Consider the following 13,488-nt stretch of genomic DNA (forward strand, 5'->3'; position numbering starts at 1 on the left):
CGTTCTTTCAGAAAGAACGCGGCGTTTGGTTTTGTGGCTGCTAAGCAGCCCAGCGCAGGGCAAGCCCGCTCACCACAGACAAGCCCTTAAGCAGGCGTCAGCCCCCACGCACCATATCAACATGGGGAATCCCGACTTCCAGGAACTCATCGCTGACGATCTTGAAGCCCAACCGCTCATAAAACGGCGCTGCATAGACCTGCGCGCTGAGGAACTGTTTGGTCTGGCCGCGTTGCTCGGCCACGCCAATCACCGCTTCCATCAGCTTGTCGCCAACCTTCAGGCCGCGCCAGTCCTTGAGGACCGATACGCGGCCGATCTCGCCGCTGGGCAGCAGGCGAGCGGTGCCGATTGGAAAGTCGCCTTCGAACGCCAGGAAGTGCATCGCACCAGCGTCATCCGCGTCCCACTCCAACTCGGGTGGAACCGATTGTTCAGCGATAAATACCGCTTCACGAATGCGCCGAATCTCGGCGATATCCTTTTGCCAGTCCGCGACACTTACGTGAATTTTATTCATCGGCAAATCCCAGGCTGCCTTGCTTGACCAGCTCGCACAGCAGGTCGCGGCCGTCTTCGTCGGCGAGCCACTCACCCAGGTTTTCGCTGTGCAACGCATCTGCGGAGCACACCAGTTTCAACAGTTCACGCAGCTTGCCGGGCAGGTAGCGGCTCTGGCCGCTGGCAAACAGCAGCACGTCGTCGTCCACTTCCGACCACGCCATGCGCGCGCTTGGGTTGCGTACCAGAATCGCGCCGTCTTGCAGGGTGCTGATGAAGTCTTCTTCGTCCAGCTCTTCGCCGGCCACGAGTTCTGGGTAGCGCGGTTCGGTCATGAACTGGCCGAACCAGGTCAGCAGCATGCGTTCGTCGCTCATATGCTCGGCCAGCAGGCTCTTGAGGCGGTCGAGGGCGTCGCGCTGGATCTGATGCGGGTCGCTGACCGGCTGCGCGTCGGCGTCGGTGTAGCGCTCTTCATCCGTCAGGTATTGGGCGAGGAAATCGGTGAAGTGGGTGAGCACTTCGGCGGCGCTCGGCGCACGGAAGCCGACCGAGTAGGTCATGCAGTCGTCTTCGGCGATGCCGAAGTGCGCCAGGCGTGGCGGCAGATAGAGCATGTCGCCCGGTTCGAGTACCCATTCGGCGGTTTCTTCGAATTCGGCGAGGATGCGCAGGTCGGCGTGTTGCAGCAGCGGGCTTTCGGAGTTGCACATCTGTCCGATCTTCCAGTTGCGCTTGCCTTGGGCTTGCAGCAGGAACACATCGTAGTTGTCGAAGTGCGGACCAACGCTGCCGCCAGGCGCTGCGAAGCTGATCATCACATCGTCGATGCGCCAGCTTGGTAGAAAGCGGAACTGCTCCAGCAGCTCGGCCACTTCCGGAACGAACTGGTCGACCGCCTGCACCAGCAGGGTCCACTCGCGCTCAGGCAGGCTGCCGAAGGCGTCTTCGGCGAACGGGCCGCGACGCAGTTCCCACGGGCGCTCGCCGTGTTCGATCACCAGGCGCGATTCGACTTCTTCTTCCAAGGCCAGGCCGGCCAGTTCGTCGGCGTCGATCGGGCTTTCGAAATCAGGGATGGCCTGACGGATCAGCAGTGGTTTTTTCTGCCAGTAGTCGCGCAGGAATTCCCGTGCCGTGATGCCGCCCAGAAGTTGAAGAGGGATATCAGGATTCATGTGTAACCTATTGAAAGAAAGCACTTTTCAGACTGGAATAAAAACGCCCGGCGCGGCCGGGCGTCTCAAGGGTCTTGCGATGATCAGATGCGCTTGGCTTGCTCTACCGCGTTGCCGATGTAGTTGGCCGGGGTGAGCAGTTTCAGCTCGGCCTTGGCGGCGGCTGGCATGTCCAGGCCGTCGATGAAAGTTTGCAGCGCTTCAGGGCTGATGCCCTTGCCGCGCGTCAACTCTTTCAGCTTCTCGTACGGGTTTTCGATGTTGTAGCGACGCATCACGGTCTGGATCGGCTCGGCCAGCACTTCCCAGCATGCGTCCAGGTCAGCGGCGATTTTCTGCGCGTTGAGCTCCAGCTTGCTGATGCCTTTGAGGCTGGCTTCGTACGCGATCACGCTGTGGGCAAAACCCACGCCGAGGTTGCGCAGTACGGTCGAGTCGGTCAGGTCGCGCTGCCAGCGTGAGATTGGCAGCTTGCTGGCCAGATGCTGGAACAGGGCGTTGGCGATGCCGAGGTTGCCTTCGGAGTTTTCGAAGTCGATCGGGTTGACCTTGTGCGGCATGGTCGACGAGCCGATTTCACCGGCAATGGTGCGCTGCTTGAAGTAGCCCAGGGAGATGTAGCCCCAGATATCGCGATCGAAGTCGATCAGGATGGTGTTGAAGCGCGCAATGGCGTCGAACAGCTCCGCGATGTAGTCGTGGGGCTCGATCTGTGTGGTGTAAGGGTTGAAACCCAGGCCCAGCTCGTCTTCGATGAAGGCGCGGGCGTTGGCTTCCCAGTCGATCTCAGGGTAGGCCGACAGGTGCGCGTTGTAATTGCCGACGGCGCCGTTGATCTTGCCCAGCAATGGTACGGCAGCGACTTGAGCAATCTGACGCTCCAGGCGATACACCACGTTGGCGAGTTCTTTGCCCAGGGTGGTCGGCGAAGCCGGCTGGCCGTGCGTGCGCGACAGCATTGGCACGTCAGCGAAACGGATGGCCAGCTCGCGGATAGCTTCTGCGGTTTGGCGCATCAGTGGCAGCATCACGTCATCGCGGCCTTCGCGCAGCATCAGGGCGTGGGACAGGTTGTTGATGTCCTCGCTGGTGCAGGCAAAGTGGATGAACTCGCTGACCTGGGCCAGTTCCGGCAGCTTGGCCGCCTGCTCTTTGAGCAGGTATTCAATGGCTTTGACGTCGTGGTTGGTGGTGCGCTCGATCTCTTTCACACGCTCGGCGTGCTCCAGGGAGAAATTTTCCGCCAGGGTGTTGAGCACAGCGTTGGCTTCGGCAGAGAACGCCGGCACTTCGCTGATGGCGGGATGAGCGGCCAGGCGCTGGAGCCAGCGCACTTCAACCAGAACACGCGCACGGATCAAGCCGTATTCGCTGAAAATAGGGCGCAGGGCCTGGGTTTTGCCGGCGTAGCGGCCGTCAACAGGGGAAACCGCAGTGAGCGAAGAGAGCTGCATGGGGTGTTCTCGGACAGTCGGGCAACGAAATGGGGCGCGTATCATACATGAAAAAATCCGCCGGTCCGTCGCCAACTGACCGGCGTATTACGCGTAACGGCTTGAAAAAAGCCCTTTGCTGCGACTTATTCGTTGCGCATCAACGGGTAAAGCTCTTTGAGCAATTTTCGACGGCTGATCACCAACTGCCAGCGATGGCCGCCCAACTGACGCCACAACCGCGCCGAGCGAATACCGGCCAGAAGCAGGGCGCGGATTTTCGAGGCGTTGTTCGGTTGCTGCAGGTTGCGCATGTCGCCGTGAACCTGGATCCGCTGGCGCAAAGTGCTCAAGGTGTCTTGATACAGCGCACCACAGGCGGCGATCACGTTTTCGTGGGCCGGGCCGAAGTGTTCTACCTGGGACTGGATTTGTGGCAGGCGTTTGCCGATGGTTTCCAGCATGTCCTCGCGCTTGGCCAGTTGGCGCTCGAGGCCGAGCATCGACAGGGCGTAGCGCAGCGGCTCGCGCTGCAAGGTGCTGGGGTCGCGCTCCAGGGCGCCGATCAGGGCGCGGTAACCTTCACGCAGTGCGAGGTCGTCGCCGCCGTAGACTTCCAGGGTGTCCTTGGGGTCGCGGATCAGCAGGCTGCCGAGCATGCAAGTCAGGCCGGCTTCGGTGACCTGGCCGGTCTTGGCGATCTTGTCCACGAGCACGGCGGAGAGAAATACCCCGCCGAGTGCCGTCAATTGCTCTTGGGTAGGGCTCATGCCGGGTTGCTCCAGGCTTGCGCGACTTCAATCACGCCGCCGCCCAGGCAAATTTCGCCGTCATAGAACACCACCGACTGGCCAGGAGTGACCGCACGTTGCGGGTCATCAAAGGTGGCGCGGTAGCCTGTCGCGGTTTTTTCCAGGGTGCAGGGCTGGTCGCTTTGGCGATAGCGCACTTTGGCAGTCAGGCGGCGCGGGGTGCTCAGGTCGATCGGGTTGACCCAATAGATCTCCGAGGCCAGCAGCGCGCCCGAGAACAGCAGCGGGTGTTCATTACCCTGGCCGACGATCAGCACGTTGTTTTCCAGGTCCTTGACCAGCACATACCACGGCTCTTCACCGGCGTCTTTCAAACCCCCGATGCCCAGGCCCTGGCGTTGGCCAATGGTGTGGTACATCAGGCCATGGTGACGGCCGATCACTTCACCTTCGGTGGTCTTGATCTCACCCGGTTGCGCCGGCAGGTATTGCTTAAGGAAGTCGCTGAAGCGGCGCTCGCCGATAAAGCAAATCCCGGTGGAATCCTTTTTCTTCGCGGTAGCCAGGCCGTGTTTCTCGGCGATCCTGCGCACTTCGGGTTTTTCCAGCTCGCCCACCGGGAACAGGGTCTTGGCGATCTGTTCACCGCCAACAGCGTGCAGGAAGTAGCTCTGGTCCTTGTTCGGGTCCAGGCCCTTGAGCAGTTCGGTGCGGCCATCGATGTCGCGACGGCGCACGTAGTGGCCAGTGGCAATCAGGTCGGCGCCAAGGATCATGGCGTAGTCGAGGAACGCCTTGAACTTGATTTCGCGGTTGCACAGGATGTCCGGGTTCGGCGTGCGACCGGCCTTGTATTCAGCCAGGAAGTGCTCGAACACATTGTCCCAGTACTCGGCGGCGAAGTTGGCGGTGTGCAGCTTGATACCGATCTTGTCACACACGGCCTGGGCATCTGCCAGGTCGTCCATGGCGGTGCAATATTCCGTTCCATCGTCTTCTTCCCAGTTCTTCATGAACAGGCCTTCCACCTCATAACCCTGCTCCATGAGCAGAACGGCGGAAACGGAAGAATCCACGCCGCCGGACATGCCGACGATGACGCGCTTCTTTTGTGTGTCAGAAGGGGCTGGATCACGCATAGGGTTTCAACGGGTGTCTTGAAAAAGGACGCGATTCTAGCAGGCCTGGGCCCGCAAGGCTAAAGAGAAGGGCGGATCAATTCCAGACTGTGACGCTGGCCGGCCAGATAATCATCGATGCAGCGGATGATCAGCTCGCTGCGCCAGTCCTCGCGCACGGCCATCAGCTCGTCACGGCTCAGCCAGCGGGCGCGCAGGATGCCTTCGTCGAGTTGGTAGTTCGGGTGGTGTTTCAGGGCTTTGGCAATGAAACAGACCCTTTGGTAGGTCACGCCATTGCTGGGTGCGGTGTACAGGTAGATGCCGACGATACCGGTGGCTTCCACGTCCCAGCCGGTTTCTTCGAGGGTTTCACGCACGGCTGCTTCGGTGAGGGTTTCATGCGGGTCGAGGTGGCCGGCGGGCTGGTTGAGCACAGCGCGGCCGCCCTTGAGTTCTTCGACCATCAGGAAGCGTCCGTTGTCTTCGACGATGGTGGCGACGGTAATGTGGGGTTGCCAGGTCATAAGCGGGTCTCGAATTCAGGCGGGGCAGCTCCCATGATACGCCTGGCATCAGCAAGCTGCTCAGAACGTGCCGGTGGTCTGAGCCGAGGGAGAGAAAATCAATGTCGTCTCATTGTCCGGGTCGGGTTGCCACTTCTGAACATCCAGGGGGTTATTTTCGTTGCGAATAATACACTTCCACTTCACCTCCTGATTGAGCTCAACATTTGCAAAACTCACCTCGCCTGTCCACGTCGGGTAGTTTGCAGGGCTTAGCAAAAAAGCTTTCGCTGGAACCCATTCCCCGATCTCCGGTCGCGAGCCAACCACGTAAACGCTATATCCGGGTGTCGTGATGCCGTTTTTACAGGTGAAGTTTGCCTGGAGGAAATACTTTATTTTGATGTCTTGACCTGCATCTGACAATGGCGCTAAAGCGAGCAGGAACAGGTATAGCGGCAGTAGTTTGTGGGGGCGAAACATTTGATGGGCTCCTGTTCTCGGGTCATTAGTCACGAGAGCAGAATGTTCTTTTGGGGGCGGCAGGTAACCTGTCAATACTTACAGTTCGCTAGCATTTTTCGATATAGCTTCAGCGCTGTTAAAGCCTTAAAACACAAACCCCGGCGCATGGCCGGGGTTTGTGGTGTTCCCTTACAACCTTACTTCAACTTGGCAATTGCCGCGTTGAGGGTGTTGCTTGGGCGCATGGCCTTGCTGGTCAGCTCTGGGTTCGGCGCGTAGTAGCCGCCGATGTCCACTGGCTTGCCCTGTACGGCGTTGAGTTCGGCAACGATGGTTGCTTCGTTCTCGGCCAGGGTTTTTGCCAGTTCGCCGAACTGCGCTTGCAGTGCAGTGTCCTCGGTCTGGGCGGCCAGGGCTTGAGCCCAGTACAGCGCCAGGTAGAAGTGGCTGCCGCGATTGTCGATGTTGCCGACTTTGCGCGATGGCGACTTGTTGTTGTCGAGGAATTGGCCAGTGGCCTGGTCCAGGGTCTTGGACAGTACTAGGGCTTTCGGGTTGTTGTACGTCACACCCAAATGCTCAAGGGAGGCGGCCAGGGCCAGGAATTCGCCCAGGGAGTCCCAGCGCAGGAAGTTTTCTTCCAGCAACTGTTGCACGTGCTTCGGTGCCGAACCGCCGGCGCCGGTTTCGAACAGGCCACCGCCGTTCATCAGCGGCACGATCGACAGCATCTTGGCGCTGGTGCCCAGTTCCATGATCGGGAACAGGTCGGTCAGGTAGTCGCGCAGTACGTTGCCGGTCACCGAGATGGTGTCCAGGCCCTTGCGGGTGCGCTCCAGAGTGAACTTCATCGCGTCGACTGGCGACATGATGCGGATGTCCAGACCTTCGGTGTTGTGGTCTTTCAGGTAGGCCTGAACTTTCTCGACCACAACGCCGTCGTGAGCGCGCTTAGGGTCCAGCCAGAAGATGGCAGGGGTGTTGCTGGCGCGCGCGCGGTTGACGGCAAGCTTGACCCAATCCTGGATCGGCGCGTCTTTGGTCTGGCACATGCGGAAGATGTCGCCGGCTTCGACGTTCTGTTCCATCAGCAGGTTGCCCTTGCTGTCGGTGATACGGACTACGCCGTCAGCCTTGATCTGGAAAGTCTTGTCGTGGGAGCCGTACTCTTCTGCTTTCTTCGCCATCAGGCCAACGTTTGGCACGCTGCCCATGGTGGTTGGATCGAAAGCGCCATTGGCCTTGCAGTCTTCGATGACCGCTTGGTAGATAGTGGCGTAGCAGCGATCCGGGATCACGGCCTTGGTGTCGTGCAGCTGGCCGTCGGTGCCCCACATCTTGCCGGAGTCACGGATCATGGCTGGCATCGAGGCGTCGACGATGACGTCGCTCGGCACGTGCAGGTTGGTGATGCCTTTGTCGGAGTTGACCATCGCCAGGGAAGGGCGAGCGGCGTAGACCGCCTGGATGTCAGCTTCGATCTGCGCTTGCTGCTCGGCCGGCAGGGCCTTGATGCGAGCGTACAGGTCACCGATGCCGTTGTTCAGGTTGAAGCCGATCTGCTCCAGTACCGTGGCGTGCTTGGCCAGGGCATCTTTATAGAACTCGGCAACGATCTGGCCGAACATGATTGGGTCGGAGACCTTCATCATGGTGGCTTTGAGGTGAACCGACAGCAGTACGCCTTGTTTCTTGGCGTCTTCGATTTCAGCGGCGATGAACGAGCGCAGTGCGTTTTTGCTCAGCACGGCGCTGTCGAGGATCTCGCCAGCTTGAGCGGTAGTCTTTTCTTTCAGGACGGTGGTGGTGCCGTCCTTGCCGACCAGCTCAATTTTGACAGCATCAGCGGCTTCGATCTGTACGGCTTTTTCGCTGCCGTAGAAGTCGCCATTGCTCATGTGGGCGATGTGGGACTTGGAGTCCGCAGCCCATGCGCCCATCTTGTGCGGGTGCTTGCGGGCGTAGTTCTTGACCGACAGCGGCGCACGGCGGTCGGAGTTGCCTTCGCGCAGTACCGGGTTCACGGCGCTGCCCTTGACCTTGTCGTAACGTGCACGGGTTTCTTTTTCCGCGTCGGTGGTTACGGTCTCCGGATAGTCCGGCAGGGCGTAGCCCTGGGCCTGCAGTTCCTTGATCGCCGCTTGCAGCTGCGGGGTCGAGGCGCTGATGTTAGGCAGCTTGATGATGTTGGCTTCAGGGGTAACGGCCAGGTCGCCCAGTTCGGCGAGGTGGTCCGGTATGGCCTTGTTGCCCAGTTGCTCGGGGAAGCTTGCGAGGATGCGCCCGGCGAGAGAAATATCGCGGGTTTCCACGGCAATATCAGCGGAAGCGGTGAAGGCCTCTACGATAGGCAGCAGTGAATAGGTGGCGAGGGCAGGGGCTTCGTCGGTGAAGGTGTAGATGATCTTCGAGCGGGTGGGCATATTCGGATTAACTCTCTTCTTTGCTGAAAGCGTGCGCAGAAACTCGAGATGCGCCGGGTGGAGCGCGTTCGTTCAAAGTCATCCATGAGCGAAATGTCGAGGTTTCTTCGCGGTGATGTTGGGTTGCATCAGTCGAGCGTCAAGCGGGTGGACTATTGTAATAGTCCGGCTTTGTAGCTGAAGGCACCTATTCTAGAGCGGTCAGCTGTCGTGACTCTTGGGTCAGCGGCGGCATTATACATAGGTCGCTATGCTTACGCCGAGCCTTCATACAAAAGGTGTGTCGTCCATTGGTCTAAAGGTCGCAGGTACCGGGGTACGCCTAAAGTCGCATGATGTGCTCAAGATTGGCGCTTTTCCCTTTGCTTTCAGGCTTGTAGGCGACAAATTATGCTGTTTTCGATGCAAATGAACATGGCGTGAGGTTTCGGTCGTCATTTATCTGGAGTAGGCTCGAACGCAGCCAGATGTTTAATCCATAGATGGAGTTCAGCATGGGATACAAGAAGATTCAGGTTCCGGCAGTCGGCGACAAAATCACCGTCAATGCAGACCATTCTCTCAATGTTCCTGACCAACCGATCATCCCTTATATCGAAGGTGACGGTATTGGCGTCGACATCAGCCCGGTGATGATCAAAGTGGTCGACGCAGCTGTTGAAAAGGCATACGGCGGCAAGCGCAAGATCTCGTGGATGGAGGTGTACGCCGGCGAAAAGGCGACTCAGGTCTACGATCAGGATACCTGGCTGCCCCAGGAAACCCTGGATGCCGTCAAGGATTACGTGGTGTCCATCAAGGGTCCGCTGACCACGCCGGTCGGTGGTGGTATTCGATCGCTGAACGTGGCTCTGCGTCAGCAGCTCGACCTTTATGTGTGCCTACGCCCAGTGCGTTGGTTCGAAGGTGTGCCGAGTCCGGTCAAGAAGCCCGGCGACGTGGACATGACCATCTTTCGCGAAAACTCCGAAGACATTTACGCCGGGATCGAGTGGAAAGCTGGCTCGCCGGAAGCTATTAAAGTGATCAAGTTCCTCAAGGAGGAAATGGGCGTTACCAAGATCCGCTTCGACCAGGATTGCGGGATTGGCATCAAGCCGGTGTCCAAAGAGGGCACTAAGCGCTTGGCGCGCAAGGCCTTGCAATATGTGGTGGATAACGACCGCGAATCGCTGACCATCGTGCACAAAGGCAACATCATGAAGTTCACCGAAGGGGCCTTCAAGGAATGGGCCTATGAAGTGGCGGCCGAAGAGTTCGGCGCGACCCTGCTCGATGGTGGGCCGTGGATGCAGTTCAAGAACCCGCGCACCGGCAGGAATGTGGTGGTCAAGGATGCAATCGCCGACGCCATGCTCCAGCAGATCCTGCTGCGTCCGGCTGAATATGACGTGATTGCAACCCTTAACCTCAATGGTGACTACCTGTCCGACGCGTTGGCGGCGGAAGTAGGTGGTATCGGCATTGCGCCGGGTGCCAACCTGTCTGACACCGTTGCAATGTTCGAGGCGACTCACGGGACAGCGCCCAAGTATGCGGGCAAGGATCAGGTCAATCCGGGGTCTTTGATCCTTTCAGCGGAAATGATGCTGCGTCATATGGGTTGGATTGAAGCTGCCGATCTGATCATCAAGGGCACCAATGGCGCCATTTCGGCCAAGACCGTGACCTATGATTTCGAGCGCCTGATGGAGGGCGCCACGCTGGTGTCGTCGTCGGGCTTCGGTGATGCGCTGATCTCGCATATGTAACGTCTCACGCGACAAAAAAACGGCCATCCCAACTTAAGTGGGATGGCCGTTTTTCTTGCCGCAGACTGCATGCTCGGCGGCGGTTCAGGCCGGTTGCTTCTTCTCTTTATGAGCGTGTTTCTCCGTGGTCTTTTCCGGTGCTTGCGCGCTCACTGCGCCGATGTTCACGGCATGCAGTCCCTTGGGGCCTTGAATGATTTCAAAACTCACGGGCTGGCCCGCTTTCAGCGTTCTATAACCATCCATTTGGATTGCTGAATAGTGCGCAAAAAGGTCCTCGTTTTTCCCTTCCTCATTAACAAAGCCATATCCTTTGGCGTTGTTGAACCACTTGACCTTGCCATTGATCTTGACGCCGGACATACCCATTTCCCTCTGCACCAGACTCCATCACTGGAGTATCATCCAGTTTATCCGTCCTAACCCGAATAAATTAAGGTTGACTGCGCGGACCTTTTTTACCCACTGTGGGTTCTATTGGTTGTAACACCGATTCGCCGATAGTCAAGGCGACCGGCCAGTTGAGAGTTGAAATTCTGACAGGTCGCCCCCACCACTGTATTTGAACCACTGACGAACCTTTCTTTCCATGCATGCAATCAGCCAGATTCGACTAACATTCAATCAGGATCGACCGGATCACGAACACGATGACGACGGTTCTGCAGGCATTGCTGTTCAGGAGGCCAAGCCTGCTCTACAGGCGCCGCCGATGTACAAGGTGGTTTTGTTCAATGATGACTACACACCGATGGATTTCGTGGTCGAAGTGCTCGAGGTGTTTTTTAACCTGAACCGAGAGTTGGCGACCAAGGTAATGCTGGCCGTTCACACAGAAGGACGGGCAGTATGTGGAGTGTTTACCCGTGACATCGCCGAGACAAAGGCCATGCAGGTCAACCAGTACGCCAGGGAAAGCCAGCATCCGCTACTCTGTGAAATCGAGAAGGACGGTTAACGCCGACCACTTGGGTATGAGGTGAAGCTATGTTAAACCGCGAGCTCGAAGTCACCCTCAATCTTGCCTTCAAGGAGGCTCGTTCGAAGCGTCATGAATTCATGACAGTCGAACACCTTTTGCTGGCACTTTTGGATAACGAAGCTGCCGCCACCGTTCTGCGTGCGTGCGGCGCCAACCTCGACAAACTCAAGCATGACCTGCAGGAGTTTATCGACTCCACCACGCCACTGATCCCCGTGCATGACGAGGACCGCGAGACCCAGCCAACCCTGGGCTTCCAGCGGGTATTGCAGCGTGCTGTTTTCCACGTACAGAGCTCCGGTAAGCGTGAAGTCACAGGCGCCAACGTGCTTGTGGCGATCTTTAGCGAACAGGAAAGTCAGGCAGTGTTCCTGCTCAAGCAGCAGAGCGTTGCCCGTATTGATGTCGTCAACTATATCGCCCACGGTATCTCCAAGGTGCCTGGGCACGGCGATCATTCTGAGGGTGAGCAGGATATGCAGGACGACGAGGGCGGTGAGTCTTCTTCTTCAAGCAACCCGCTGGATGCCTATGCCAGCAATCTCAACGAACTGGCGCGCCAGGGTCGGATCGATCCGCTGGTGGGGCGTGAGCTTGAGGTTGAGCGTGTAGCGCAAATCCTCGCGCGTCGTCGCAAGAACAATCCGTTGCTGGTGGGTGAGGCGGGCGTGGGCAAAACCGCAATCGCCGAAGGCCTGGCCAAGCGTATCGTGGATAACCAGGTGCCTGACCTGCTGGCCAACAGCGTCGTCTACTCCCTTGATCTGGGCGCGTTGCTCGCCGGGACCAAGTACCGGGGCGATTTCGAGAAGCGCTTCAAGGCGTTGCTCGGCGAGTTGAAAAAACGCCCGCAGGCGATCCTGTTCATCGACGAAATCCACACCATCATTGGTGCTGGTGCGGCGTCTGGCGGGGTGATGGATGCGTCCAATCTGCTCAAGCCGTTGCTGTCGTCGGGTGATATCCGCTGCATTGGTTCGACCACCTTCCAGGAATTCCGTGGCATCTTCGAGAAAGACCGTGCGCTGGCGCGTCGCTTCCAGAAGGTCGACGTGTCCGAGCCTTCGGTTGAAGACACCATCAGCATCCTGCGCGGGCTCAAGGGGCGTTTTGAAGCGCACCATGGCATCGAGTACACCGATGAGGCGCTGCGTGCAGCTGCAGAGCTGGCGTCGCGTTACATCAATGATCGGCATATGCCGGATAAAGCTATCGACGTGATCGACGAGGCGGGGGCTTATCAGCGCCTGCAACCGATCGAGAAGCGTGTGAAACGCATCGACGTGCCTCAGGTCGAGGACATCGTGGCGAAGATCGCGCGAATTCCACCAAAGCACGTCAACAGCTCCGACAAAGAGCTGCTGCGTAACTTGGAGCGCGATCTCAAGCTCACTGTGTTCGGCCAGGATGCAGCCATCGACGCGCTGTCCACTGCGATCAAATTGTCGCGTGCGGGCCTCAAGTCGCCGGACAAACCGGTCGGCTCGTTCCTGTTTGCTGGCCCGACCGGTGTCGGCAAAACCGAAGCGGCGCGGCAGTTGGCCAAGGCCATGGGGATCGAGCTTGTGCGGTTCGACATGTCTGAGTACATGGAGCGTCATACCGTGTCGCGCTTGATCGGTGCGCCTCCTGGGTATGTAGGCTTTGATCAGGGCGGTTTGTTGACCGAAGCGATCACTAAGCAGCCCCATTGCGTATTGCTGCTCGATGAAATCGAGAAGGCTCACCCGGAAGTCTTCAACCTGCTGCTGCAGGTCATGGATCACGGGACCCTGACCGACAACAACGGACGCAAGGCGGACTTCCGCAACGTGATCGTGATCATGACCACCAACGCCGGTGCCGAAACAGCCGCGCGGGCTTCGATCGGCTTTACCCATCAGGATCACTCCTCTGATGCGATGGAAGTGATCAAAAAGAGCTTCACGCCGGAGTTCCGCAACCGTCTGGACACCATTATCCAGTTTGGTCGCCTCAGTCATGAGGTTATCAAGAGTGTGGTGGACAAGTTCCTCACCGAGCTTCAAGCGCAGTTGGAAGACAAGCGCGTGCAGCTGGATGTCACGGAAGCGGCGCGGAGTTGGATCGCCGAGGGTGGCTACGATGCCGCAATGGGCGCCCGCCCAATGGCGCGTCTGATCCAGGACAAGATCAAGCGGCCATTGGCCGAAGAGATCCTGTTCGGCGAACTCTCCGACCATGGTGGCGTGGTGCATATCGACCTGAAGGATGGCGAGCTGACCTTCGAGTTCGAAACCACGGCTGAAATGGCCTGATCGTTCTGCAGTAACGCAAAAGGCGCCGAAAGGCGCCTTTTTGCTGTCTTGAAATGCAGTTCTCAGAACAATGAAGATCCGGTGTGGGAGGGGGCAAGTCGCC

At 58.4% G+C, this 13,488-nt stretch carries 12 protein-coding genes; 3 read left to right on the forward strand and 9 right to left on the reverse strand.

Features of this window, described 5'->3' with window-relative positions:
• Positions 1-97: 97 nt before the first annotated feature.
• The 8 genes from CKW32_RS07155 to CKW32_RS07190 form a co-directional block, all read right to left on the reverse strand.
• A complete protein-coding gene (locus CKW32_RS07155; RefSeq protein ID WP_032889687.1) occupies positions 98-520 on the reverse strand; it encodes a GNAT family N-acetyltransferase in 423 nt (140 codons plus the stop codon).
• Positions 513-1,679, reverse strand: coding sequence for a cupin domain-containing protein (locus CKW32_RS07160; protein WP_095184441.1), 1,167 nt, complete (start codon positions 1,677-1,679; stop codon positions 513-515). Before CKW32_RS07160 ends, CKW32_RS07155 begins: the two co-directional genes overlap by 8 nt.
• An 83-nt stretch (positions 1,680-1,762) precedes the next feature.
• The gene (purB, locus tag CKW32_RS07165) at positions 1,763-3,133 is read right to left on the reverse strand and encodes an adenylosuccinate lyase (protein ID WP_032889684.1); all 1,371 of its coding nucleotides are present in this window, start codon (positions 3,131-3,133) and stop codon (positions 1,763-1,765) included.
• 125 nt (positions 3,134-3,258) lie between these two features.
• Positions 3,259-3,882: a high frequency lysogenization protein HflD gene (gene hflD, locus CKW32_RS07170; protein ID WP_027606331.1), complete on the reverse strand. Its 624-nt coding sequence runs from the start codon at positions 3,880-3,882 to the stop codon at positions 3,259-3,261.
• Complete coding sequence (gene mnmA / locus CKW32_RS07175) at positions 3,879-5,003, reverse strand: tRNA 2-thiouridine(34) synthase MnmA (RefSeq protein WP_032889682.1); 1,125 nt, start codon at positions 5,001-5,003, stop codon at positions 3,879-3,881. The genes hflD and mnmA overlap by 4 nt, the downstream gene beginning before the upstream one ends.
• Positions 5,004-5,062: 59 nt before the next feature.
• Positions 5,063-5,509, reverse strand: a complete 447-nt coding sequence (locus CKW32_RS07180; protein WP_095184442.1) for an NUDIX hydrolase — start codon at positions 5,507-5,509, stop codon at positions 5,063-5,065.
• A gap of 60 nt (positions 5,510-5,569) precedes the next feature.
• A complete protein-coding gene (locus CKW32_RS07185; protein ID WP_095184443.1) occupies positions 5,570-5,971 on the reverse strand; it encodes a carbohydrate-binding module family 20 domain-containing protein in 402 nt (133 codons plus the stop codon).
• 179 nt (positions 5,972-6,150) lie between these two features.
• The gene (locus CKW32_RS07190; protein ID WP_095184444.1) at positions 6,151-8,376 is read right to left on the reverse strand and encodes an NADP-dependent isocitrate dehydrogenase; all 2,226 of its coding nucleotides are present in this window, start codon (positions 8,374-8,376) and stop codon (positions 6,151-6,153) included.
• 494 nt (positions 8,377-8,870) lie between these two features.
• On the opposite strand from CKW32_RS07190, the gene icd reads away from it, so the two are divergent.
• Complete coding sequence (gene icd, locus CKW32_RS07195) at positions 8,871-10,127, forward strand: NADP-dependent isocitrate dehydrogenase (RefSeq protein ID WP_032890041.1); 1,257 nt, start codon at positions 8,871-8,873, stop codon at positions 10,125-10,127.
• A gap of 84 nt (positions 10,128-10,211) precedes the next feature.
• Here icd and cspD read toward each other — a convergent pair whose 3' ends face one another.
• A complete protein-coding gene (gene cspD / locus CKW32_RS07200) occupies positions 10,212-10,490 on the reverse strand; it encodes a cold shock domain-containing protein CspD (RefSeq protein WP_163033180.1) in 279 nt (92 codons plus the stop codon).
• Between the two features lie 226 nt (positions 10,491-10,716).
• Here cspD and clpS point away from each other — a divergent pair, with 226 nt between their 5' ends.
• Both clpS and clpA read left to right on the forward strand, forming a co-directional pair.
• The gene (clpS, locus tag CKW32_RS07205; protein WP_010567912.1) at positions 10,717-11,085 is read left to right on the forward strand and encodes an ATP-dependent Clp protease adapter ClpS; all 369 of its coding nucleotides are present in this window, start codon (positions 10,717-10,719) and stop codon (positions 11,083-11,085) included.
• A gap of 29 nt (positions 11,086-11,114) precedes the next feature.
• Positions 11,115-13,385, forward strand: a complete 2,271-nt coding sequence (gene clpA, locus CKW32_RS07210) for an ATP-dependent Clp protease ATP-binding subunit ClpA (protein WP_032889678.1) — start codon at positions 11,115-11,117, stop codon at positions 13,383-13,385.
• The last annotated feature ends 103 nt before the right edge of the window (positions 13,386-13,488 follow it).

The organism is Pseudomonas sp. Irchel 3H9 (genome assembly GCF_900187495.1).
GTDB classification, from domain to species: Bacteria; Pseudomonadota; Gammaproteobacteria; order Pseudomonadales; family Pseudomonadaceae; genus Aquipseudomonas; species Aquipseudomonas sivasensis.

Bases quoted from the DNA above. Each gene is read 5' to 3' on its own strand.
- hflD (WP_027606331.1), bottom strand. From the start codon at position 3,882: ATGAGCCCTACCCAAGAGCAATTGACGGCACTCGGCGGGGTATTTCTC.
- purB (WP_032889684.1), bottom strand. From the start codon at position 3,133: ATGCAGCTCTCTTCGCTCACTGCGGTTTCCCCTGTTGACGGCCGCTAC.
- cspD (WP_163033180.1), bottom strand. From the start codon at position 10,490: ATGTCCGGCGTCAAGATCAATGGCAAGGTCAAGTGGTTCAACAACGCC.
- clpA (WP_032889678.1), top strand. From the start codon at position 11,115: ATGTTAAACCGCGAGCTCGAAGTCACCCTCAATCTTGCCTTCAAGGAG.
- CKW32_RS07190 (WP_095184444.1), bottom strand. From the start codon at position 8,376: ATGCCCACCCGCTCGAAGATCATCTACACCTTCACCGACGAAGCCCCT.
- CKW32_RS07185 (WP_095184443.1), bottom strand. From the start codon at position 5,971: ATGTTTCGCCCCCACAAACTACTGCCGCTATACCTGTTCCTGCTCGCT.
- CKW32_RS07160 (WP_095184441.1), bottom strand. From the start codon at position 1,679: ATGAATCCTGATATCCCTCTTCAACTTCTGGGCGGCATCACGGCACGG.
- clpS (WP_010567912.1), top strand. From the start codon at position 10,717: ATGCATGCAATCAGCCAGATTCGACTAACATTCAATCAGGATCGACCG.
- mnmA (WP_032889682.1), bottom strand. From the start codon at position 5,003: ATGCGTGATCCAGCCCCTTCTGACACACAAAAGAAGCGCGTCATCGTC.
- CKW32_RS07155 (WP_032889687.1), bottom strand. From the start codon at position 520: ATGAATAAAATTCACGTAAGTGTCGCGGACTGGCAAAAGGATATCGCC.
- icd (WP_032890041.1), top strand. From the start codon at position 8,871: ATGGGATACAAGAAGATTCAGGTTCCGGCAGTCGGCGACAAAATCACC.
- CKW32_RS07180 (WP_095184442.1), bottom strand. From the start codon at position 5,509: ATGACCTGGCAACCCCACATTACCGTCGCCACCATCGTCGAAGACAAC.